Genomic DNA, 21614 nt, shown 5'->3' on the forward strand with positions numbered 1-21614 from the left:
TCTTTTTTGTAAATATAGGTATATTGATGTGGTGATGGACTATAGATAAACGTTTAGCTCATCTTATCCTTGTGTTCCTTGTTTATGCTCTCATAAATAACTAGTGAAATTGTCAGAATTGTGGTACAATGGAAAAGTTCATGTGAAAAGGAGGCTTTGTATGAGTGAAAATAATTCCGAAAATAGTAAAAATAAAATGGAACGTGGTTTAAAAAATCGTCATGTTCAAATCATCGCTATTGCTGGGACGATTGGAACGGGACTTTTTTTAGGAGCAGGGCGTTCGATTAGTCTGACAGGACCATCTATTATTCTTATTTATATGTTGACGGGTGTCTTTATGTATTTAATGATGCGGGCGATTGGAGAAATGTTGTACTATGATCCAGATCAACATACGTTTATTAATTTCATTACTAAATATCTTGGGAATGGATGGGGTTATTTTTCTGGTTGGTCCTATTGGATTTCTCTTGTTTTTATCGGTATGGCAGAAATCACAGCAGTTGCACAATATGTTCAATTTTGGTTTCCAACTTGGCCGGCTTGGCTGATTCAAATCGTCTTTTTAGCTGTTTTAAGTATGGTCAATCTGATTGCCGTTCGAGTATTTGGCGAAGTTGAATTTTGGTTTGCTATGGTCAAGATTGTAGCCATTATCGCCTTAATTGTAACTGCGGTTTTTATGGTGTTGACCGGTTTTAAAACGCCTAATGGTGTAGCTAGCATAAGCAATATTAGTCAAGAGTTTCAACTTTTTCCAAATGGATTTATGAGTTTTGTCATGGGTTTCCAAATGGTTTTCTTTGCTTATCAAGCTATTGAGTTTATTGGAATAACAACATCTGAAACAGCGAATCCTCGTCAGGTATTGCCAAAAGCTATTAAAGAGATTCCTTTGAGAATTGTTCTTTTCTACGGTGGATCGTTGTTGGCAATCATGGCGATTATTCCGTGGAAAGATTTAGCAACGGCAGATTCGCCCTTTGTGATCGTATTCAAGCTGGCTGGTCTAAAGTGGGCTGCAGCTTTGATTAACTTCGTCGTATTGACTTCAGCTGCCTCAGCATTAAATTCAACCTTGTATTCGACAGGGCGTCATTTGTATCAAATTGCACATGACTCACCAAATCGTTTTCTGAATGAACTTGGTGCTGCAAAATTATCTAGACAAAATGTTCCACAAAATGCTATATTGACTTCGGCTGTAGTCATTGCTTTGGCTGCTTTTATTCAGGTATTACCAGGAGTATCAGATTCCTTTGCTTTGATTACTGCTTCTTCATCGGGTGTCTATATTGCTATTTATGCCCTAACGATGATTGCGCATCTAAAATACCGAAAGTCACAAGAATTTCTATCTGATGGCTATCTTATGCCAGCTTATAAATTCCTCAATCCACTAACCTTACTCTTTTTTGCTTTTGTGTTTGTAACGCTCTTTTTACAAAAATCAACCGTAGTAGGAGCAATTGGTTCAACCATTTGGATAGTTGTTTTTGGAATTTACAGTCAATGGAAGTTTAAAAGTAAATAAATCAGATTATAAGGCATTCAGCACATCAAGCTGAATAGCTTTTTTATTGTACAGTGGATGCTTATAAATGAGTTATAATTTATAGTAGCATAGAGATAAAGGAGGGATATTGATGAAAAAGTATTTAAAAAAGTGGGTGATCATATCTATCATCAGTGTAGCATTATTAGCAATAGGAGGTTTCCAAATGCTTTTATTTAAAACAGGAGAAGAACGGCGCAATCGAGAGTATGAGATTAGCTTAGTTAAGGCTTTGAAAAATTCTTATGCAGGAATTGAGGAGATTCATATTTCTGCCCCATCTTATGCTGACATTCCTTCTAAATCATGGGGAGCAGATGTGAAATTTATTTTTTCTGACGGGAAATCAGTAAAACATGTTCTAGCCTATGATAAAAATACTAAGGAAATCAGAATAGGTGTATACAACGATAAAGACGAAGAATTTAAACATATTTTAGATTCTCGGCGTGGTCAAACGAAATCTAGGGTGAAAATAAAATATTCAGATAGTTCAGAGGGGAAACAGTAATGACCTATACTTATACAGATCAACAACTAAGTGAATTAAATCGTGGGAAAAATGTTTATAGCGTCAATCCTGAGTATGCAAAGCGAAAAGAAAATAGAACCGCTATTGTTACAGAAAAACCTAATCATAAATTAAAGAAAGGAGAAGTAAACACCTTCACCACTCTCGGTGGTCAACGATTCCGCGTCATAGCAACCAAGTCAGATCCTAAGACTGGCTTTGATGGCATGGCAGTCGCACCGATTGTCAATGGCAGGGTGGATTATAAGAATGTGGCAGTGGTTGCAGCAGGGACAGATCCTAATAGTAAGACAAATTATGTGGGTCCCTTGTCGCGTGATGTAGTCAATGCTCTCTATCCCTTGTCACCCCAGTATGAGGTTGCGGATCAATTTGTAAAAGAAATAAAAGATAACCCCAAGTACGAAGTGACCCAGCTGACTGGCTATTCACAGGGATCAAATTCTCAAATGAAAATCTAAGACTAAATGATTCCAGTTGCTACTGTCGATGGATATTTATTCTTAGATTTTTAAATTTGTGTTATAATGTAAGGTATCCATGGTAAAGGAGTGATGAATTTTATGTATCCAGATGATAGTTTAACCTTGCATACGGACTTATATCAAATTAATATGATGCAGGTTTATTTTAGGGAAAATATTCATAATAAACGAGCAGTTTTTGAAGTGTATTTCCGCAAAGAGCCTTTTCACAGTGGCTATTCTGTTTTTGCAGGCTTGGAACGGATAATTCATTATTTAAATCATTTGACATTTTCAGAGAGTGATATTGCCTATCTTCGTTCTCTTGGTTATGATGAAGAATTTCTAGTTTATCTAGCCAATTTAAAATTGGAATTAACAGTACGCTCTGCACGAGAGGGCGACTTGGTCTTTGCTAATGAACCGATTGTTCAAGTAGAAGGCCCACTTGCCCAATGCCAATTGGTAGAAACAGCCTTATTAAATATTGTCAACTATCAAACTTTGGTAGCGACAAAAGCAGCTCGGATTCGCTCGGTGATTGAAGATGAGCCCTTAATGGAGTTTGGTACCCGCCGAGCACAAGAAATGGATGCAGCTATTTGGGGTACACGAGCTGCTGTCATTGGGGGAGCAAATGGAACCAGTAATGTGCGTGCTGGAAAACTCTTTGATATTCCAGTCTTGGGAACGCATGCTCATGCACTTGTTCAAGTCTATGGTAATGATTATGAAGCTTTCAAAGCATATGCTGAAACGCACCATGACTGTGTTTTCTTAGTGGATACCTATGATACGTTTCGTCTGGGTGTGCCAGCAGCTATTCGTGTGGCACGTGAAATGGGAGACAAAATCAATTTCCTCGGTGTCCGGATTGACTCAGGTGACTTGGCTTATATTTCTAAAAAAGTCCGGCAGCAACTGGATGAAGCTGGATTCCCAAATGCGAAAATCTATGCATCAAACGATTTGGATGAAAATACAATCCTCAACTTGAAAATGCAGAAAGCCAAAATTGATGTTTGGGGCGTCGGAACGAAGCTCATCACTGCTTACGACCAGCCAGCACTGGGAGCCGTTTACAAGATTGTGGCTATTGAAGATGAAAATGGCAATTTGCGCAATACGATCAAGCTCTCTAATAATGTGGAAAAAGTATCAACGCCAGGTAAAAAGCAAGTTTGGCGTATTACTAGCCGTGCAAAAGGAAAGTCGGAAGGGGATTACATCACTTATGACGGTGTAGACGTGAATGCTATCACCGAATTGGAAATGTTCCATCCGACCTACACTTACATTAATAAAACTGTGACAAATTTTGATGCAGTACCTCTGTTGGTAGATATTTTTAAACAAGGCCAGCTTGTGTATGAATTGCCAACTTTAATGGAAATTCAAACATATGCTCGCAAAGAGTTTGATAAGTTGTGGGACGAGTACAAACGGGTTCTCAATCCGCAAGATTATCCTGTGGATTTGGCGCGTGATGTATGGCAAGACAAGGTAGATTTAATTGATCAAATGCGCAAAAAAGCAAGCCAAATGGGAGAAACAAAATGACCTTACAGGAAATAATTATCCAACAATTAGGTGTGAAACCTGTCATTGACCCACAAGAAGAAATCCGTAAATCTATTGATTTTTTAAAGGCTTATCTAAAAAAACATTCCTTTTTGAAGTCCTATGTGTTAGGGATTTCAGGTGGACAGGATTCAACATTGGCAGGACGTTTAGCACAATTGGCAATAGAAGAAATGCGAGCTGAGACTGGCGATAATAACTATCAATTTATCGCAGTACGTTTACCATATGGAGTGCAGGCTGACGAAGCTGATGCCCAAAGAGCGCTCGCTTTTATCCAACCAGATGTCAGCCTTGTAGCAAATATCAAGGAATCTGCAGATGCGATGACAGCTGCTGTGGGAGCAACTGGTGCTAAGGTTTCAGACTTCAATAAAGGCAATATCAAAGCGAGGAGTCGTATGATTGCGCAGTATGCTTTAGCTGGCTCCTATAATGGGGCGGTTATTGGAACGGATCATGCTGCAGAAAATGTGACAGCTTTCTTTACGAAATTTGGTGATGGTGGTGCAGATATTCTACCACTTTATCGTCTCAATAAACGTCAAGGGAAACAGCTATTGGCTGCCTTGGGTGCGGACCCCATTCTCTATGAGAAAGTGCCGATAGCAGACCTGGAAGAAGAAAAACCAGGGATTGCAGACGAGGTTGCTCTCGGTGTTACCTACAATGAAATTGATGATTATCTGGAAGGTAAAACTGTATCGGAAGAAGCACAGGCGACCATTGAATCCTGGTGGCGTAAAGGGGAACATAAACGTCATTTGCCAATCACCATCTTCGATAATTTTTGGAAATAAGCAGAAGAATTGTTCTAACTTACGTTTTTTAAATCCGTAGGCTATTAAAATCAGATGTAGAACGAAAAAGTTAGGCGCGCCTAACTTTTTATTTGAAGAATTTTAAAAATAAGCTATAATAGTGTGTAGAATTAAAAGGAGGTATCTATGAATTCATTAGATCAACAATTTACAGATAAATTATATGCTAATTATGAAGCAAATATGAAATATGCTGCAATTGAAAATGCAGTTAGTCACAATGGTTTATTAACTTCACTGGAAAAACGCAACAGCGCTGCTGAAAACAATCCTGTATTTTCAATTGATTTGACCAAAGATAAGGTCAGCAATCAAAAAGCTTCTGGTCGCTGCTGGATGTTTGCAGCGCTCAATACATTTCGCCACAAAATGATTGCAGGCTTTCAATTAGAAGAATTTGAATTGTCACAAGCTCATACATTTTTCTGGGATAAATATGAAAAATCGAACTGGTTCTTGGAACAAGTATTAGCAACTGCAGACCAAGAATTAACCAGTCGTAAGGTCAAATTCTTACTTGATACACCTCAACAAGACGGCGGTCAATGGGATATGGTTGTGGCACTTTTTGAAAAATATGGTGTGGTGCCAAAATCTGTTTATCCAGAATCTATTTCATCAAGTAACAGTCGTGAACTTAATCAATATCTAAATAAATTACTCCGCCAGGATGCACAAATTTTACGTGACTTGGTTACTAGCGGAGCTGATGCAGCAGCTGCTCAAGAAAAGAAAGAAGAACTTTTGCAAGAAATTTTTAATTTCTTAGCAATGACCCTAGGACTCCCTCCTCGTACTTTTGATTTTGCTTATCGTGATAAAGACAATAACTTCCATGGTGAAAGTGGATTGACACCACAAGCATTTTACAAGAAATATGTGGATATTAAGCTAGATGACTATGTATCCATCATCAATGCCCCAACAGCTGACAAACCTTATGGCAAATCTTACACTGTCGAGATGTTAGGAAATGTCGTAGGAGCACGTGATGTCCGCTATTTGAATGTCGATATGAATCGTTTGAAAGAACTGGCCATTGCTCAAATGCAAGCAGGAGAAACGGTTTGGTTTGGCTCTGATGTAGGTCAATCTAGCAATCGCAAAGCTGGAGTTATGGTCAATAATATGTATGATTTTACTTCAAGTATGGATATTGAATTGACACAAGACAAAGCAGGGCGCTTAGATTACAGTGAAAGTCTCATGACTCATGCAATGGTCTTGACCGGTGTTGATTTGGATGAAAATGGAAAATCAACAAAATGGAAAGTGGAAAATTCTTGGGGTGATAAAGTTGGGGACAAAGGCTATTTTGTTGCCAGCGATGACTGGATGGACGAATACACTTATCAAATTGTTATCCGCAAAGAATTTTTAACCGCTGAAGAATTAGCTGCCTACGAAGCAGAGCCTAAAGTACTTGCTCCGTGGGATCCGATGGGAGCTTTAGCAAGTAAATAAGATACGAAAAAAATGTTAAAATAGTTCCACAGTAATCCGAAAAGAAATAGAAAAACACGAACATTTTAGAACCAGTTACCACTGATTTGAATTGTTCGTGTTTTTTATATTTACAAACCTAGGATTTGCAAACTGCTATCTGTTGAATTGCTTGATTTTCAGATATTTCTTCATTGTCGATTTCGTGAAGGAGGAGTTTCTGAATTTCCACCATTATTAGGAGTATTCGTAGATGTAGAAGCACTAGACTCCTTATCCGCTGAAGAAGAGCTGTTTGACGACTCTTGAGAAGAGTTTTCTTTATTTTTTGAAGTTGAAGATGATTCTTCAAGACTAGAGCTTGAAGTCGAATTATAATAATTTTGTTGATATTTGTTAGTTGTGTTGGCTAAAAAGACATAATGTCCGCTACGATAGAGACCGCTAGGCATTTCCCAATCTTCTGTTCCACTTTCGGATAAGTAAGACATCGTAGCGCGGTAAACATCTGTTGCAACTTTCACGCCGTTATCCAAAACAGGAGTGAGACGGTTCGTGTAACCTGTCCATACTGCCATTGAATATTTCCGTGTATAGCCAACGAAGAGTTCATCTGGTGTCACAACGCTAGAGCCACCGTAAGGTTTCGTTAATTTTGCTAACTCATCATTAGAGTAGTTGGAAGTCCCCGTTTTACCAGCTTGGTAGACGCCAGAGATTGCGGCATTAGTTCCAGTACCTGAAGTGAGTACTGTTTTTAACATATGTGTCATCATGTAAGCTGTTGTTTCTTTCATTGCAGTGGTACCTTGATTAGAGAAATCTTTTGAAGTTCCATCGCTAAAGACAACACGCCGGACATATTGAGGTTTGTAGTATGTTCCACCATTTGCAAATGCTGCATAAGCAGCAGCCATTTTTTCACTGCTGGCACCATATTTTTTATCTGATTTGGTAGTATTACTTGAAATGGCATTGGCATACATCATTTCTGGATAATCAATACCAAGTCCATTAAGGAATTTCTTAGATTTGTTGAGACCAACGGCTTCTAGTGTTTTAACAGCTGGAACGTTACGAGATTCTTGAAGGGCATACTGAATGCTAATGTTCCCAAAATAACGCATATCCCAATTGTAAACTGGAGTAGTTGATCCAGGATAATGATAAGGAGCATCACTAATATATGCGGCTGTTGAAGAATAAATTCCATTTTCAATAGCTGGAGCATAATCGGTGATTGGCTTCATGGTTGAACCCCAGTCACGATTAGTTTCGACGGCTTGGTTGGTACCAAACGAAACATTTGAAGCCTGCTTGCGGGCTCCTAATTGAGCAATCACCTTACCGGTTGTGACATCCATAATGGTAGAAGCAACTTGTAGTTCATCGTCTGGATAAGCAACATATTCATTGCTATTATAAATATTCCAAAGGCGTTCTTGAACAGCTCTATTTACGTTCGTATATACTTCCATTCCCGTCGTCAGCAAATTATAACCAGTTTCCTGTTGAACTTGTTCGATAACTTGTTTTAAGTAATTATCCATGTAAGCTGGATAAGAAACTGAATTTTTTAAACTTTGTAGACCATCAGTAACGGGAGTGTTGATTGCTTTTTCGTATTGTGCGGCAGAGATGTACTTGAGTTTATACATCTCTGATAAGACAAGATTCCGACGATTTTTAGCAGCTTCTGGTTGTGTATAGGGATCGTATTGATTTGGTGCTTGTGGCATGCCAGCTAATAAGGCAATCTGAGGTAAGCTCAAATCTTTTAAATCTTTGCCATAATAACTTTGTGCAGCAGTCTGCATACCATAGTTACCATTTGACATGTAAACTTTATTTACGTAATAAGTAATAATTTCTTGCTTAGTGGCTTTGCGTTCCAATTGGAAAGCTAACCAAGCTTCTTGGATTTTACGTGCTAATGTTTGATCCGCATTTGAAGTAGAAAAGTAAGTTAATTTAATCAACTGTTGTGTTAGAGTGGAGCCGCCTTGCCGATTTCCTTTGCGCAAGTTATTCAAAAAAGCACCCAAAATACGAACAGAATCCACACCGCGATGATTAAAGAAACGATGGTCTTCAATTGCTACGATAGCTTGCACTAAGCCGGTCGGAATATCGCTTGTTGCTGCATTTACTCTTTTTTCGGAACCTAAGTCAGCAATAAGCTTGTTTTCACTGTCATAGATTTTACTGGAAGTTGTGGCAACTAGTTTCTTTTCTGACAAGGCAGGCGCCTTGTGGACTTGATAGAGGAAGATTCCTCCGCCAGTAATAATTCCTAGAAAAAATAACGTGATGAGACCGATAGCAGCATATTTTGCAGCTGTCAGTAAAGATTGCTTATTCATTTGTTTTACCACCTAGTAAGTTTTGTTGAATGATTTCAAGATAAGGAATGCTAGGAAGGCCATTCTGTGAGATAGAATATCCATGTCGTTGAATGTAATCAAGTGGCATGGATTTTTTCCCTTTGTCAATCTTGAAGAAGTTAATCAGATAAGGAGCAGGAAGCAAGTATGTTTGATTTAAAGTTGAAAAGTGTAATAAAACGAAACAAATTCCTCCTTGTTTGACGACTTGTTCCATGTGTTCGATTTGATGTGCATGAAAATTTTTCATGGGCATGGAAGCCTTTTGACGAGTTTCCTTTGCTTCAAAATCTATATAATGTCCCTGATAAACACCGGAATAGTCTGTTGTAGAGGCTTGTCGAAAGTAGGCTTCTACGATTTTTGCCCGACTACGTCTGGGATAATCCACTTTTACGATTTGAATGGGAGTCGGTTTTTTGTGAATAACTGCCAACTCATGACTAAGGTAATAATCATTTGTGTCATTGATCATTTTTTCAAAAGACATTCCTCGATTGGCAAAATCAACTGATTTCTTTTTAGGAAAATTCAATGAGTTGCGCGAGAAAACTTTATGTGGATAGTTGACCATATATCTCCTTATTGGTACAATAACATCACTCTATTATAACATAAAAAAGAAATAAAGGGATAATTTAAGTGATTAGTGTATTGGTAGTAGGATATCGAAATTTTGATTTGGGAATTTTCAATGAGAAAGATCATCGAATAAAGATTATTAAAAAAGCGATTCAACGTGATTTAACTCATTTATTAGAAGAAGGAGCAGAGTGGTTGATTTTCACTGGAAACTTAGGCTTTGAAGCTTGGGCATTAGAAGTTGCTAAAGAATTACAGCAAGTCTATGCATTTCAAATTGCAACAATTTTCACTTTTGAGAATCAGGGGGAAAATTGGAATGAAGTCAATCAAGAAAAATTAAACCGTTTCAAACAGGTCGACTTTGTAAAATATGCTTATCCGCATTATGAAAACCCAAATCAATTTCGTGATTACAATCATTTTCTACTCAACAATACAGATGGTGCCTATATTTTTTACGATGAAGAAAATGAGACGAATTTAAAATATCTTTATCAAATGATGAAAAGTCAAGAACAATATTTTATCAAAAAATTAACATTTGATGACTTAAATGAAGTCGCAGAAAATTTTTCCTGAAATTAGATGTTTAACCTTGATTTTTGTGGTTCATTTTTTATATAATTAAAGTAATGAACGAGAATGGAGAGAGAAATGGCTAGTATTATTTACACACCAAAAGATATTTTTGAGCAAGATTTTAAAGTTGGCGTCCGTGGTTACAACAAAGTTGAAGTGGACGAATTTTTAGATGACGTCATTAAAGATTATGAAACGTACGCTGCTTTGGTAAAGGAACTTCGTGAAGAAAATACTCGTTTAAAGGCTGAACTCGCTAAAAAGTCAACTGAGTCGGCAACTTCACCTTTAACACAGTCTATCATGGAAACTCCTCAGACGGCTTCTGCTACGCTGACAAATTTTGATATTTTAAAACGTTTAAATCGTTTGGAAAAAGAAGTCTTTGGTAAGCAAATCTTAAATAATGAAATATAATAAGTAATGTGCAATTTTTGGATAATCGCGTGAGAATATTTTATTTTCATGAGGAAAGTCCATGCTAGCACGGGCTGTGATGCCCGTAGTGTTTGTGCTAGGTGAAACAATAAGCCTAGGGACGAGAAATCGTTACGGCGGACGAAACAGCTACGTCTCTGGATATGCTGGAATAGTCCTGAAAGTGCCACAGTGACGTAGTTTTTGCAGAAACGCAAAAAGTGGAACGCGGTAAACCCCTCAAGCTAGCAACCCAAACTTTGGTCGGGGCACGGAATGCGTGGAAACGAACATAGCATTCTGACTGGAAACAGTAGACAGATGATTATCGAAGGAAATGATACCTAGTTATTTCTGGAACAAAACATGGCTTATAGAAAGTTGCATATAGGTTTAGCTAGCGTATTATGCTAGCTTTTATTTTGAGAGGGCAAATGAAAACAAAATTTAAGTTGATTGCGACTGCTGCGGCTGGTTTAGAGGCTGTGGTTGGTCATGAAATCAGAAATCTTGGCATAGAATGTCAGGTGGAAAATGGACGAGTTCAGTTTGAAGGAACTGTCGAGACCATTATTGAGACCAATCTTTGGTTGCGTGCTGCAGATCGTATCAAGATTATTGTTGGTCGTTTTCCAGCTAAGACCTTTGAAGAACTCTTTCAGGGAGTTTTTGCACTGGATTGGGAGAATTATCTACCACTGGGAGCTAAATTTCCTATTGCCAAGGCAAAATGTATCAAATCAAAACTCCACAACGAGCCTAGTGTACAGGCTATTTCTAAAAAGGCAGTTGTCAAGAAGTTGCAAAAGCACTACGCTCGTCCAGAAGGAGTGCCCTTGCAGGAAAATGGAGCTGAGTTTAGAATAGAGGTTTCTATTCTGAAAGATATAGCGACGGTGATGATTGATACAACAGGATCCAGTCTCTTCAAACGTGGCTATCGGGCCGATAAGGGTGGCGCTCCAATTAAAGAAAATATGGCAGCTGCGATTTTGCTCTTGTCCAATTGGTATCCTGATAAACCTTTGATTGATCCGACTTGTGGGTCTGGTACGTTTTGTATCGAGGCAGCCATGATAGGGATGAAGATGGCGCCTGGTCTCCATCGATCCTTTGCCTTTGAAGGCTGGAATTGGGTGGATAAAGACCTGGTAGCCCAGGCTCGCTCGACTGCACTCAGTCAAATTGATCAGACTATCCAGCTGGATATTTCTGGATCGGATATCGATGGTCGGATGGTAGAGCTAGCGCGAAAAAATGCTGAGCAAGCAGGAGTTGCAGAGCAGATTCACTTTAAGCAGATGCGGCTGCAGGATTTGCATACAGAGAAAATCAATGGTGTGATTGTTTCTAATCCACCATATGGAGAACGCCTCCTAGATGATGAGACTGTGACACGACTTTATCAGGAAATGGGGGAAACCTTTGCTCCGCTCAAAACCTGGAGCAAGTTTATCTTGACTAGCGATGAAGCATTTGAAACAAAATACGGCAGTCAAGCCGCTAAAAAACGTAAACTCTATAATGGAACTTTAAAGGTTGATTTGTATCAGTATTTTGGCCAGCGGGTCAAACGTCAGTTAGATTAGAAAGGATTTGCCGTGAGTAAAGACGAAAAACATTTACCAGAACAAGAAGAATCAATTCTGGATTTTGAGGCAGCTAAAGAAATGACAATTGGTCAAGCTGCTCGAAAAAGCGAAGAACTTGAAGCAGGAGTGACAGAAGAGGACAATGTATTAGATAAATACATTAAACAGCATCGTCAGGAAATTGAAGCTGGGAAATTTTCGGCTCAATCTGCCGAAGAATGGGCTAAAATAGAGGACCAAGAACAATTGAGCCAGTCAGATTTGGCAGAACTTATCCAAGAGGTGCATGATGATATTCAAAGGGAAGAAGCCTTAGAATCTGCTGGTGTAACGTCTGAGGAGTCAGATTTTGATGAAACGGTTGGTGCACTTTCAACTAGTGATGTAGAACCGCAAGACATTCTAGACGGAAACCATACACAGCCTCTAGAAGAGCCAGAGGCTGAGACGAAAGTGGTGGAGGTAATTCAGCCTAAAATAGACGTTATTCCTGTGTACTCAGCTAATCCAACAGAAGAAAATTCAACTGTTATAGCGTCTAATGAAGAAATGGGAACAGAAACAGTTCCAGTTTATAAAAATAAGAAAGTTCTGTATTCGGTAGTAAGTGTCGCTTTACTGGCTTTAATTGGTTGGACTGTTTATCTGTCTTTAAATAGAAAACAAGCGAAACCAACTACAAATTCAACGAGCCAAACAAGTAAATCTTCTACAGCTTCTAGCTCTGAAAATAAGGATTTGAAGGCTTTTAACAGTCTTTATGATTCATTTTTTACTGATGCAAACAAATTAGCGTTGAAAAATAGTAGCTTTGGCAATCTAGATAAGTTGAAAGCAGCCTTGGAAAAATTAAAAAATACCAATGAGTACAATGTTGCAAAAGCGAAATATGATAGTTTGGTCAAACAAGTTGAGGCTGTTAAAAATGTGAATGCACAGTTCACCTCAGTGGCAATCACAGACGGCGTTTTAGATACTAAGGCAAAGATTAAAAGTGATGCTAAATTCACAGATATTACAACAGGAAATACAGATTTAGATAAAGTCCTGAAAGCTGCCATCAGTTTAGGAAAGAGCCAACAAGGAACGACTAAAACAGGAAGTGCAGCTACTGCTCCATCTCAAAGTCCTGCTCAAGCCCCTGCAGCAGCTTCTGGTCCAACTTTGCAGCGTCATTTAAGTCGAGTTCCGTATGACCAAGCAAAAATCAATGATGCTAGTAATCCTTCTTGGAATTTTAATCCTGGTGTGCTAGAGAAGATTTTGGCTACTTCGCGTGAACGTGGCTATTTTGCAGGAGATGACTATATTTTGGAAAAAGTAAACATTATCAAGGGAAATGGGTACTACAACCTTTTCCGAAAAGATGGTACTTATTTGTTTAGCATCAACTGTAAAACAGGCTATTTTGTAGGGAATGGTGCAGGTTATGCAGATGCTTTAGATTATTAGGGAACGCTTTCAAGCAAATTCTTAGACTCTAAAAACCTTATACGCTATAATAAAACGTATAAGGTTTTTGTTTTATAATTAAACTATTTTGGAGGTAACCCTTATGTCACTTATTGGTAAAGAAATTATCGAGTTTACTGCAGATGCTTATCATGCTGGAAACGGGAAATTTATCACTGTTTCAAATGAAGATCTTAAAGGGAAATGGAGTGTAGTTTGTTTCTATCCTGCTGATTTTTCATTTGTTTGTCCGACTGAGTTGGAAGACTTGCAAGAGCAGTATGCAGCTCTGAAAGAACTAGGTGTAGAAGTTTATTCTGTTTCAACAGATACTCATTTCACACATAAAGCTTGGCATGACCATTCAGATGCCATTGGAAAACTGGAGTACATCATGATTGGTGATCCGTCTCATCTTATTTCACTAGGTTTTGATGTATTAGATGAAAGCGGACTATCTCAACGTGGTACTTTTATTATTGACCCAGATGGGGTTGTACAGGCACTTGAAATCAATGCAGATGGTGTAGGGCGTGATGCTTCTGTTTTAATTGACAAAATTCATGCCGCACAATATGTACGGAATCATCCAGGTGAAGTTTGCCCAGCTAAATGGAAAGAAGGAATCGAAACACTCACACCAAGTCTTGATTTAGTTGGTAAAATTTAAGGAGACCTCTCATGACTTTAGATAAAACAATTAAAGCACAACTTAAGCAGTATTTGGGTCTTCTAGAATCTGATGTTGTGTTTCAAGCTTCTTTAGGTCAAGATGAACGTTCTGCAAAAGTGCAAGCATTTTTAGAAGAAATCGTTGCAATGTCTCCTCGTTTATCGTTGGAAAATATAGCAGCTAGCCGTCAGCCAAGTTTTACTATTGCTCAAGCAGGACAAACGGGACGTGTTCAGTTTGCAGGTCTTCCTTTGGGACATGAATTCACATCTTTTGTGCTTGCTTTGCTGCAAGTTTCTGGTCGTGCACCAAAAGTAGAAGATGCTGTTATAGATCGAATTCGAGCGATTAAACAGACACTTCATTTTGAAACTTATGTCAGCTTAACCTGTCATAATTGTCCAGATGTTGTACAAGCTCTTAATATGATGGCTATTCTGAATCCAACCATTAGTCACACAATGGTTGAAGGAGGAATGTTTAGAGAAGAAGTTGAAAATAAAAAAGTCATGGCTGTTCCAACAGTTTTTCTCAATGGAGACGAATTTGCAAATGGTCGAATGACTATTGAACAATTGCTTGATAAACTCTCTGGCCCTGCTTCAAGTGAAGAATTTGATAAAAAAGAACCATTTGATGTGTTGGTTGTTGGGGGTGGCCCTGCTGGGAGCAGTGCAGCCATTTATGCTGCTCGTAAGGGAATTCGTACAGGTATGGTCGTTGAAAACTTTGGCGGGCAGGTAATGGAGACTGTTGGTATTGAAAATATGATTGGTACTCCCTATACAGAAGGCCCTAAACTGATGGCGCAAGTAGAAGAACATACCAAGAAATATCCGATTGATATCATGAAGAATCAACGTGTGCAAAACATTGAGAAAAAGGATTTGATTGAAGTGGAGCTTGAAAATGGAGCTATTCTGAAAACAAAAACGGCTATTCTCTCTGTTGGGGCTCGTTGGCGAAATGTCAATGTTCCTGGTGAAGAAGAATTCCGAACCAAAGGTGTCACCAATTGTCCTCATTGTGACGGTCCTATTTTTACTGGTAAAAAAGTAGCTGTTATCGGCGGAGGCAATTCTGGGATTGAAGCAGCGATTGACTTAGCGGGTCTTGCAGAACATGTTTATGTGTTCGAATTTCTACCAACCTTGAAAGCTGATCAAGTCTTACAAGATCGAGTGCACCAACTTAAAAACGTGACTGTTTTAACCAATGTAGCAACAAAAGAAATTCATGGTTCCGATCAAGTTGAAGCTATTACTTATCTTAACCGTGAGAATAATGAAGAGCATAAAATTGAGCTTAGTGGTGTCTTTGTTCAAATTGGCCTCTTGCCTAATACAGACTGGTTGAAGAACAGTTCGGTTGCTCTCAATGAACGCGGTGAAATCATTGTTGATAAACAGGGTGCGACAAATGTTCCTGGAATTTTTGCAGCAGGTGATTGTACAGATAGTGCCTATAAACAAATCATTATTTCAATGGGGTCAGGAGCAACAGCAGCTCTAGGAGCATTTGATTATTTGATTCGTCAATAAGAAAGAAAATGAGTAGGAAAACTGGAATTTCCTACTCATTTTTTTATTTTATACAAGATGGCGTTTAAAAGGATCGTCAGAGATTCCTTGATCTAAAATGAGCTTGCACCATTCTTTGGCAGAAAAGAGACTGTGGTCTTTATAATTTCCACAGGATTCAATGGTTGTGCCAGGGACATCAGTCCAGGTGGTTTCTCCAGCTATTTCCTCTAAAGAGGCCTTTATGACTTTGGCAATTTCGGTTGTACTATGTCGTCCCCACATGATCATGTGAAAGCCAGTACGGCAGCCAAAAGGGGAGCAATCAATCATGCCATCAATCCGAGTGCGAATGAGCTTTGCTAGGAGATGTTCAATTGTGTGTAGTCCAGCAGTTGGGATAGAATCCTCGTTAGGTTGGACAAGACGAATATCAAAATTCGAGATGACATCACCTTTTGGACCAATTTCTTCGCCAATCAAACGCACATAAGGGGCTTTGACAATCGTGTGGTCTAACTCAAAACTTTCAACTATTACTTCTTTTACCATCAGAAAACTCCTTTGTTTTTAATAAATTATAGCATATTTTACTTTGGTGAAGAAAAATTTTATCTTTTTGAGAAAACTTGGCTGAGAAAGGAGAGATAAAAAGTTATATGTGAAAATGTTCACTTTCGATAATAATTTAGTTTGTGAAAAATTGATTTTTATGATAAAATAATTAAGAATTTTACAATTCAATATCAATAATTTGAGGTAAAAACATGGAAATGATTTTTGCAGGTGTTTTTGCCGTCGTCATTGGTTTAGTCATTGGATATGTAAGTATCTCAGCTCGCATGAAATCAGCGAAAGAAGCTGCGGAACTTACTCTTTTAAATGCTGAACAAGAAGCAACTAATTTACGTGGACAAGCGGAGCGTGAAGCGGATTTGTTACTAAAAGAAGTGAAGCGCGAAAGTAAATCCCTTAAAAAAGAAGCACTGTTAGAGGCAAAAGAAGAAGCCAGAAAATATCGAGAAGAAGTTGAGGCAGAATTTAAATCTGATCGTCAAGAATTGAAGCAACTGGAAAGTCGTTTGACAGAACGTGCGACAAGTCTTGATCGTAAAGATGACAATTTGACCAACAAAGAAAAAACGCTCGAACAGAAAGAGCAAAGTATTTCTGATAGAACTAAAAACCTTGAGGCGCGTGAAAACAAACTGACAGAGTTGGAGCAACACAAAGAAGCAGAATTAGAACGTGTTGCCGCACTCTCACAAACAGAAGCCCGAGATATCCTTCTCACTCAGACTGAAGATAAGTTATCAAAGGAAATTGCGACACGGATTCGTGAAGCAGAGCAAGAGGTCAAAGAACGTTCTGATAAAATAGCGAAGGATATTTTGGTCCAAGCCATGCAACGAATTGCAGGTGACTACGTTGCCGAGCAAACTAATTCAACTGTTCATCTGCCAGATGATACGATGAAGGGACGGATTATTGGACGGGAAGGTCGGAATATTCGGACCTTTGAAAGTTTGACAGGTATTGATGTCATTATTGATGATACACCAGAAGTGGTGACCCTATCTGGATTCGATCCAATTCGTCGTGAGATTGCTCGTATGACAATGGAAGCACTATTGAAAGATGGTCGCATCCATCCAGCTCGTATTGAAGAATTGGTAGAAAAGAATCGTCTGGAAATTGATCATAAGATTCGTGAGTATGGTGAAGCAGCGGCTTATGAAATCGGTGCACCAAATTTGCATCCCGATTTAATGAAGATTATGGGACGCTTGCAGTTCCGTACATCCTACGGTCAAAATGTACTGCGCCATTCTGTTGAAGTCGCGAAATTATCTGGTGTCATTGCAAGTGAACTTGGTGAAAATGCTGCCTTAGCACGCCGTGCTGGTTTTCTTCATGATATTGGCAAAGCCATTGACCGTGAAGTGGAAGGTAGCCACGTGGAAATTGGAACAGAATTGGCTCGTAAGTATAAAGAACATCCAATTGTGGTTAACACGATTGCCAGTCACCATGGTGATGTGGAAGCAGAAAGTGCCATTGCTGTTATCGTAGCTGCAGCAGATGCTCTCAGCGCCGCTCGACCAGGCGCACGCAGTGAATCTCTGGAAAGCTATATCAAACGTCTCCAAGATTTGGAAGAAATCGCCAATAGCTTTGAAGGCGTGAAAAACAGTTTTGCCTTACAAGCAGGCCGTGAGATTCGGATTATGGTGAATCCGGGCCAAATCAAAGACGACAAGATTACTATCTTAGCACATGATGTGCGTGAAAAGATTGAAAACAATCTCGAATATCCAGGAAATATCAAAGTAACAGTTATTCGGGAAATGCGTGCTGTAGATTATGCAAAATAGACAGTGCTGAAAGTTGTCTTATTGCACCGTACCGACGTTGGAGAACTTCGTCCCAGTCTCTATGGACGACAATGTTTCCTAGATTGATTTTCAAAAAATAAACCGATATCTATGCTAAAAAGCAGTTGAAAAAATACTGCTTTTTTGTTACACTAGATAGAAAGACAATGAAGGAGATATGATGGCGGATCGTGGCTTGTTAATCGTTTTTTCTGGCCCCTCAGGAGTGGGAAAGGGAACGGTTCGACGTGAGATTTTTGAAAGCTCAGACAATCAATTTCAATACTCTGTATCCATGACAACTCGTACTCAGCGTCCTGGTGAAGTGGACGGGGTGGACTATTTCTTCCGTACGCGGGAAGAATTTGAAGAATTGATTCGACGAGGTCAGATGTTGGAGTACGCAGAATACGTCGGTAATTATTATGGAACTCCTTTGACCTATGTGAATGAAACGTTAGATAAAGGAATTGATGTTTTTCTTGAGATTGAAGTTCAAGGTGCACTTCAAGTGAAGAAAAAGGTGCCAGATGCTGTCTTTATCTTTTTAACGCCACCTGATTTAGCAGAATTGCAAGATCGATTAGTAGGACGTGGAACAGATAGTGCAGAAGTGATTGCAAAACGCATTGCCAAAGCGAGAGAAGAAATTGCTCTCATGCGTGAATACGACTATGCAATTGTCAATGATGAGGTTCCTTTGGCTGCTGAGCGCGTTAAACGTGTGATTGAAGCTGAACATTTCCGAGTGGAACGTGTCATTGGCCACTATCAAGATATGTTGTCAGAACAACTTTCAGTAAGATAAGAATTTAGAAATTAGGTAAAAAATTATGATGTTAAAACCTTCAATCGACACCTTGCTTGATAAGGTGCCTTCAAAATATTCTTTGGTGATTCTTGAAGCCAAACGTGCTCATGAATTGGAAGAAGGAGCAGCTCCAACCCAAGAATTTAAGTCTGTCAAATCAACACTTCGTGCTTTGGAAGAAATCGAATCTGGAAACGTTGGGATTCACCCAGATCCTGAGGGCAAGCGGGAAGCAGTTCGTCGACGTGCTGAAGAAGAACGCTTACGCAAAGAAGAAGAAGAACGTAAAATCAAAGAACAAATTGCCAAGGAAAAAGAAGAGGGCGAAAAAATTTAAGATTGGGTCAGCCCAATCTTATTTTTTCTTTTATTGAGAAATGAGAGGTGGTGAGAAAATGCAGATTGCAAAGGTCATTGTAGATGTTCCTCTAATGCAAACGGATAGACCTTATAGTTATGCAGTTCCGAAAGAATTTTCGACTATGCTAGAAATTGGTATGCGTGTCCATGTGCCTTTTGGGAAAGCTAATCGCCTGATTCAAGGGATTGTTGTAGGGTTAGTAGAAGAAAGGACGATAGGATTAAAAGAAATCGTAGAGGTATTGGACTTTACACCAGTTTTAAATGAGGAGCAACTGTGGCTAGCAGAAGAATTGAGAAAATCTGTCTTTGCTTACAAAATTTCCATCTTAAAAGCTATGTTGCCTGGTTTTCTAAACTCCAGTTATGATAAAATTCTCCATGCTCAGCCCGCTTTGACGAAAGAAGATCGAATGCTTATTTTTGGCAATGTAGATCAGCGGCATTTTTCATCGCTTGATAAAACACTCCAAGCTAAGGTAATGCGTCTAACACGGCAAGGGGCGATTCAACTCGAGTATCAGGCAACTGATCAAAAGCATATAAAAACAGAAAAATGGTATCGAGTCCATCATGAGAGATTAGGTCAGTTGGACATTCCTAATCGGGCGAAAAAAAAGCAAGCTTTGCGATCGCTTTTACAAAATCAGACCAGTTTGCAACGTCTAGCAGATCTGAAAGAAACGTTTTCACGAGAGGTTATTCACTATTTTATAGAACAAGACGTTTTGCAAGTCATTGAAAAAGAGGTGAGTCGCTCTGAAACATATTTTGAGAATGTTTCAGCGACGTCTGCATTGGTGTTAAATGAAGAGCAAAAAGGGGCTGTTCAAGCTATTACTCAGCAAATCGGGCACACAGGGAAGCCATTTCTACTAGAAGGAGTAACAGGGAGTGGCAAAACGGAAGTGTATTTGCAGGTTATTCAAGAAGCACTCAGCCGTGGTAAAACAGCTATTATGTTAGTTCCTGAAATCTCTTTGACACCGCAAGTTACTAATCGCTTTATTTCGCGTTTTGGAAAGAAAGTTGCTATTCTTCATTCGGGACTTTCTAACGGTGAGAAATATGATGAATGGCGCAAGGTTGAGCGAGGAGAAGCACAAGTTGTTGTTGGTGCGCGTTCTGCTATTTTTGCTCCATTAAAAAACATTGGTGCGATTATCGTTGATGAGGAGCATGAGGCAAGCTACAAGCAAGACTCCAATCCACGCTATCATGCACGAGATGTTGCCTTGCTACGTGCAAAGTACAATCAAGCCGTTTTAGTGCTAGGGTCAGCGACCCCGAGTTTAGAAAGTAGAGCGCGAGCTGGCAAGGGAGTTTATCATTTTTTACAATTAACTAAACGGGCCAATCCGCAAGCTCAGATTCCTGAAGTAGAAATTGTGGATTTTCGTGATTATATTGGGCAAAACGAAGCTAGTGATTTTACTCCGGTTCTTTTAGAAGCAATTAAAGACCGATTAGAAAAAAAAGAGCAAGTTGTTTTGATGTTGAACCGACGAGGCTATTCTAGTTTTGTCATGTGTCGTGAGTGTGGTACGGTTGATAGTTGCCCAAATTGTGACATTTCTCTGACCTTGCATATGGATACGAAAAGTATGAATTGCCACTATTGTGGTTTTTCAAAGGTGATTCCTCATAGCTGTCCGAATTGTTCCAGTCGGAGCATTCGTTATTATGGAACGGGGACGCAAAAGGCTTACGATGAATTAGCAGAAACTTTTCCGCAAGCTCGAATTTTAAGAATGGATGTTGATACTACTCGTAAAAAAGGTAGTCACGAACAAATTTTGAAAAAATTTGAGGAAAGACATGCTGATATTTTGCTGGGAACACAGATGATTGCAAAAGGTCTAGATTTTCCAAATGTGACTCTTGTAGGGGTGCTAAATGCAGATACAGCGTTAAATTTACCAGATTTTCGTTCATCTGAGCGAACCTTTCAACTTTTAACTCAGGTTGCAGGACGTGCAGGACGAGCTGAAAAAGCAGGACATGTGATTATTCAAAGTTACAATCCAAGACATTATGCGATTGTCTTTGCAAAGAATCAGGATTATGAGGGTTTTTATGCCTATGAAATGGGTGTCAGGAGGCAATTATCCTATCCACCTTATTACTTTACGGTGGGGATTACTTTATCACACAAAATAGAAGCTGAGGTTATTAAAAAGTCATACGAAGTGTTAAACCTGATACGTTCTGGCTTATCAAATAAGGTTCAGGTATTGGGCCCAACTCCTAAGCCGATTGCCCGTACTCACAATCTCTATCATTACCAATTGATTATTAAATATCGTTTTGAAGAGCATTTGCAAGATGTTTTAAATCAGGTTTTAGATTGGACACAAGAAAAGGACAATCAAAACTTACGTTTAATTATAGACAAGGAACCACAAAATTTTATGTGACTTTTTTGGAGAAATGCAAGCTGTCTTCTGATATAATAGAAAAAAGAATA

Annotated in this window: 19 protein-coding genes and 1 other RNA gene; 17 read left to right on the forward strand and 3 right to left on the reverse strand. The window is 39.0% G+C overall.

Annotated elements, in window-relative coordinates; genetic code table 11:
• The first annotated feature begins 160 nt into the window (after window positions 1–160).
• The 6 genes from HMPREF1654_RS00485 (at window position 161) to pepC (ending at window position 6420) form a co-directional block, all read left to right on the forward strand.
• Window positions 161–1537 carry an amino acid permease gene (locus HMPREF1654_RS00485; RefSeq protein ID WP_004234060.1) on the forward strand — a complete coding sequence of 459 codons (1377 nt, stop codon included), beginning with the start codon at window positions 161–163 and terminating at the stop codon, window positions 1535–1537.
• Between the two features lie 112 nt (window positions 1538–1649).
• Complete coding sequence (locus HMPREF1654_RS00490; protein ID WP_009568111.1) at window positions 1650–2069, forward strand: hypothetical protein; 420 nt, start codon at window positions 1650–1652, stop codon at window positions 2067–2069.
• Window positions 2069–2551, forward strand: a complete 483-nt coding sequence (locus tag HMPREF1654_RS00495) for a hypothetical protein (protein WP_003078348.1) — start codon at window positions 2069–2071, stop codon at window positions 2549–2551. Before HMPREF1654_RS00490 ends, HMPREF1654_RS00495 begins: the two co-directional genes overlap by 1 nt.
• A 102-nt stretch (window positions 2552–2653) precedes the next feature.
• Window positions 2654–4114 (forward strand): nicotinate phosphoribosyltransferase, encoded by a 1461-nt coding sequence (locus HMPREF1654_RS00500; RefSeq protein WP_004234075.1) that lies wholly within the window; start codon window positions 2654–2656, stop codon window positions 4112–4114.
• Window positions 4111–4935 (forward strand): ammonia-dependent NAD(+) synthetase, encoded by an 825-nt coding sequence (gene nadE / locus HMPREF1654_RS00505; RefSeq protein ID WP_003078365.1) that lies wholly within the window; start codon window positions 4111–4113, stop codon window positions 4933–4935. Before HMPREF1654_RS00500 ends, nadE begins: the two co-directional genes overlap by 4 nt.
• Before the next feature lie 147 nt (window positions 4936–5082).
• Complete coding sequence (gene pepC, locus HMPREF1654_RS00510; RefSeq protein WP_003073704.1) at window positions 5083–6420, forward strand: aminopeptidase C; 1338 nt, start codon at window positions 5083–5085, stop codon at window positions 6418–6420.
• Between the two features lie 170 nt (window positions 6421–6590).
• Here the strand turns inward: pepC and pbp1a are convergent, their stop codons facing one another.
• Window positions 6591–8762, reverse strand: a complete 2172-nt coding sequence (pbp1a, locus tag HMPREF1654_RS00515; protein ID WP_003078321.1) for a penicillin-binding protein PBP1A — start codon at window positions 8760–8762, stop codon at window positions 6591–6593.
• Window positions 8755–9357: a Holliday junction resolvase RecU gene (gene recU, locus HMPREF1654_RS00520; protein WP_003073700.1), complete on the reverse strand. Its 603-nt coding sequence runs from the start codon at window positions 9355–9357 to the stop codon at window positions 8755–8757. Before recU ends, pbp1a begins: the two co-directional genes overlap by 8 nt.
• A gap of 68 nt (window positions 9358–9425) precedes the next feature.
• Between recU and HMPREF1654_RS00525 the strand changes: the two genes are divergently transcribed.
• From HMPREF1654_RS00525 to ahpF, 7 genes are all read left to right on the forward strand, one after another.
• Window positions 9426–9947, forward strand: coding sequence for an SLOG family protein (locus HMPREF1654_RS00525; protein WP_003073698.1), 522 nt, complete (start codon window positions 9426–9428; stop codon window positions 9945–9947).
• A 75-nt stretch (window positions 9948–10022) separates the two neighbouring features.
• Window positions 10023–10364: a cell division regulator GpsB gene (gene gpsB / locus HMPREF1654_RS00530; protein WP_003073696.1), complete on the forward strand. Its 342-nt coding sequence runs from the start codon at window positions 10023–10025 to the stop codon at window positions 10362–10364.
• A 13-nt stretch (window positions 10365–10377) separates the two neighbouring features.
• An RNA gene (gene rnpB / locus HMPREF1654_RS09660) (RNase P RNA component class B) lies at window positions 10378–10743 on the forward strand.
• A gap of 55 nt (window positions 10744–10798) precedes the next feature.
• A complete protein-coding gene (locus tag HMPREF1654_RS00535; protein WP_003078398.1) occupies window positions 10799–11953 on the forward strand; it encodes a THUMP domain-containing class I SAM-dependent RNA methyltransferase in 1155 nt (384 codons plus the stop codon).
• A 12-nt stretch (window positions 11954–11965) separates the two neighbouring features.
• Complete coding sequence (locus tag HMPREF1654_RS00540) at window positions 11966–13408, forward strand: cell division site-positioning protein MapZ family protein (protein WP_004234064.1); 1443 nt, start codon at window positions 11966–11968, stop codon at window positions 13406–13408.
• A 103-nt stretch (window positions 13409–13511) separates the two neighbouring features.
• On the forward strand, window positions 13512–14078 hold the full coding sequence (ahpC, locus tag HMPREF1654_RS00545) for an alkyl hydroperoxide reductase subunit C (protein ID WP_003073689.1): 567 nt from the start codon (window positions 13512–13514) through the stop codon (window positions 14076–14078).
• Window positions 14079–14089: 11 nt separating this feature from the next.
• On the forward strand, window positions 14090–15622 hold the full coding sequence (gene ahpF / locus HMPREF1654_RS00550; protein ID WP_004234077.1) for an alkyl hydroperoxide reductase subunit F: 1533 nt from the start codon (window positions 14090–14092) through the stop codon (window positions 15620–15622).
• Between the two features lie 48 nt (window positions 15623–15670).
• Here ahpF and HMPREF1654_RS00555 read toward each other — a convergent pair whose 3' ends face one another.
• Window positions 15671–16153, reverse strand: coding sequence for an S-ribosylhomocysteine lyase (locus HMPREF1654_RS00555; RefSeq protein ID WP_003078346.1), 483 nt, complete (start codon window positions 16151–16153; stop codon window positions 15671–15673).
• Window positions 16154–16368: 215 nt separating this feature from the next.
• Here HMPREF1654_RS00555 and HMPREF1654_RS00560 point away from each other — a divergent pair, with 215 nt between their 5' ends.
• From HMPREF1654_RS00560 to HMPREF1654_RS00575, 4 genes are all read left to right on the forward strand, one after another.
• Window positions 16369–17976 carry a ribonuclease Y gene (locus HMPREF1654_RS00560; protein ID WP_004234071.1) on the forward strand — a complete coding sequence of 536 codons (1608 nt, stop codon included), beginning with the start codon at window positions 16369–16371 and terminating at the stop codon, window positions 17974–17976.
• A 181-nt stretch (window positions 17977–18157) separates the two neighbouring features.
• On the forward strand, window positions 18158–18784 hold the full coding sequence (gene gmk / locus HMPREF1654_RS00565; protein WP_003078308.1) for a guanylate kinase: 627 nt from the start codon (window positions 18158–18160) through the stop codon (window positions 18782–18784).
• Between the two features lie 25 nt (window positions 18785–18809).
• Complete coding sequence (gene rpoZ / locus HMPREF1654_RS00570; RefSeq protein ID WP_003028415.1) at window positions 18810–19124, forward strand: DNA-directed RNA polymerase subunit omega; 315 nt, start codon at window positions 18810–18812, stop codon at window positions 19122–19124.
• 58 nt (window positions 19125–19182) lie between these two features.
• Window positions 19183–21564 (forward strand): primosomal protein N', encoded by a 2382-nt coding sequence (locus HMPREF1654_RS00575; RefSeq protein ID WP_003078264.1) that lies wholly within the window; start codon window positions 19183–19185, stop codon window positions 21562–21564.
• Window positions 21565–21614 lie beyond the last annotated feature (50 nt).

This window comes from Streptococcus intermedius SK54 = ATCC 27335 (assembly GCF_000413475.1).
Lineage (GTDB): Bacteria > Bacillota > Bacilli > Lactobacillales > Streptococcaceae > Streptococcus > Streptococcus intermedius.

Excerpts from the sequence above, each read along its gene's own strand:
- HMPREF1654_RS00495 (WP_003078348.1), top strand. The coding sequence starts at position 2,069 with ATGACCTATACTTATACAGATCAACAACTAAGTGAATTAAATCGTGGG.
- HMPREF1654_RS00485 (WP_004234060.1), top strand. The coding sequence starts at position 161 with ATGAGTGAAAATAATTCCGAAAATAGTAAAAATAAAATGGAACGTGGT.
- HMPREF1654_RS00490 (WP_009568111.1), top strand. The coding sequence starts at position 1,650 with ATGAAAAAGTATTTAAAAAAGTGGGTGATCATATCTATCATCAGTGTA.
- rpoZ (WP_003028415.1), top strand. The coding sequence starts at position 18,810 with ATGATGTTAAAACCTTCAATCGACACCTTGCTTGATAAGGTGCCTTCA.
- HMPREF1654_RS00575 (WP_003078264.1), top strand. The coding sequence starts at position 19,183 with ATGCAGATTGCAAAGGTCATTGTAGATGTTCCTCTAATGCAAACGGAT.
- recU (WP_003073700.1), bottom strand. The coding sequence starts at position 9,357 with ATGGTCAACTATCCACATAAAGTTTTCTCGCGCAACTCATTGAATTTT.
- nadE (WP_003078365.1), top strand. The coding sequence starts at position 4,111 with ATGACCTTACAGGAAATAATTATCCAACAATTAGGTGTGAAACCTGTC.
- pepC (WP_003073704.1), top strand. The coding sequence starts at position 5,083 with ATGAATTCATTAGATCAACAATTTACAGATAAATTATATGCTAATTAT.
- HMPREF1654_RS00535 (WP_003078398.1), top strand. The coding sequence starts at position 10,799 with ATGAAAACAAAATTTAAGTTGATTGCGACTGCTGCGGCTGGTTTAGAG.
- pbp1a (WP_003078321.1), bottom strand. The coding sequence starts at position 8,762 with ATGAATAAGCAATCTTTACTGACAGCTGCAAAATATGCTGCTATCGGT.
- ahpC (WP_003073689.1), top strand. The coding sequence starts at position 13,512 with ATGTCACTTATTGGTAAAGAAATTATCGAGTTTACTGCAGATGCTTAT.
- HMPREF1654_RS00500 (WP_004234075.1), top strand. The coding sequence starts at position 2,654 with ATGTATCCAGATGATAGTTTAACCTTGCATACGGACTTATATCAAATT.
- HMPREF1654_RS00560 (WP_004234071.1), top strand. The coding sequence starts at position 16,369 with ATGGAAATGATTTTTGCAGGTGTTTTTGCCGTCGTCATTGGTTTAGTC.
- HMPREF1654_RS00555 (WP_003078346.1), bottom strand. The coding sequence starts at position 16,153 with ATGGTAAAAGAAGTAATAGTTGAAAGTTTTGAGTTAGACCACACGATT.
- gmk (WP_003078308.1), top strand. The coding sequence starts at position 18,158 with ATGGCGGATCGTGGCTTGTTAATCGTTTTTTCTGGCCCCTCAGGAGTG.
- ahpF (WP_004234077.1), top strand. The coding sequence starts at position 14,090 with ATGACTTTAGATAAAACAATTAAAGCACAACTTAAGCAGTATTTGGGT.
- gpsB (WP_003073696.1), top strand. The coding sequence starts at position 10,023 with ATGGCTAGTATTATTTACACACCAAAAGATATTTTTGAGCAAGATTTT.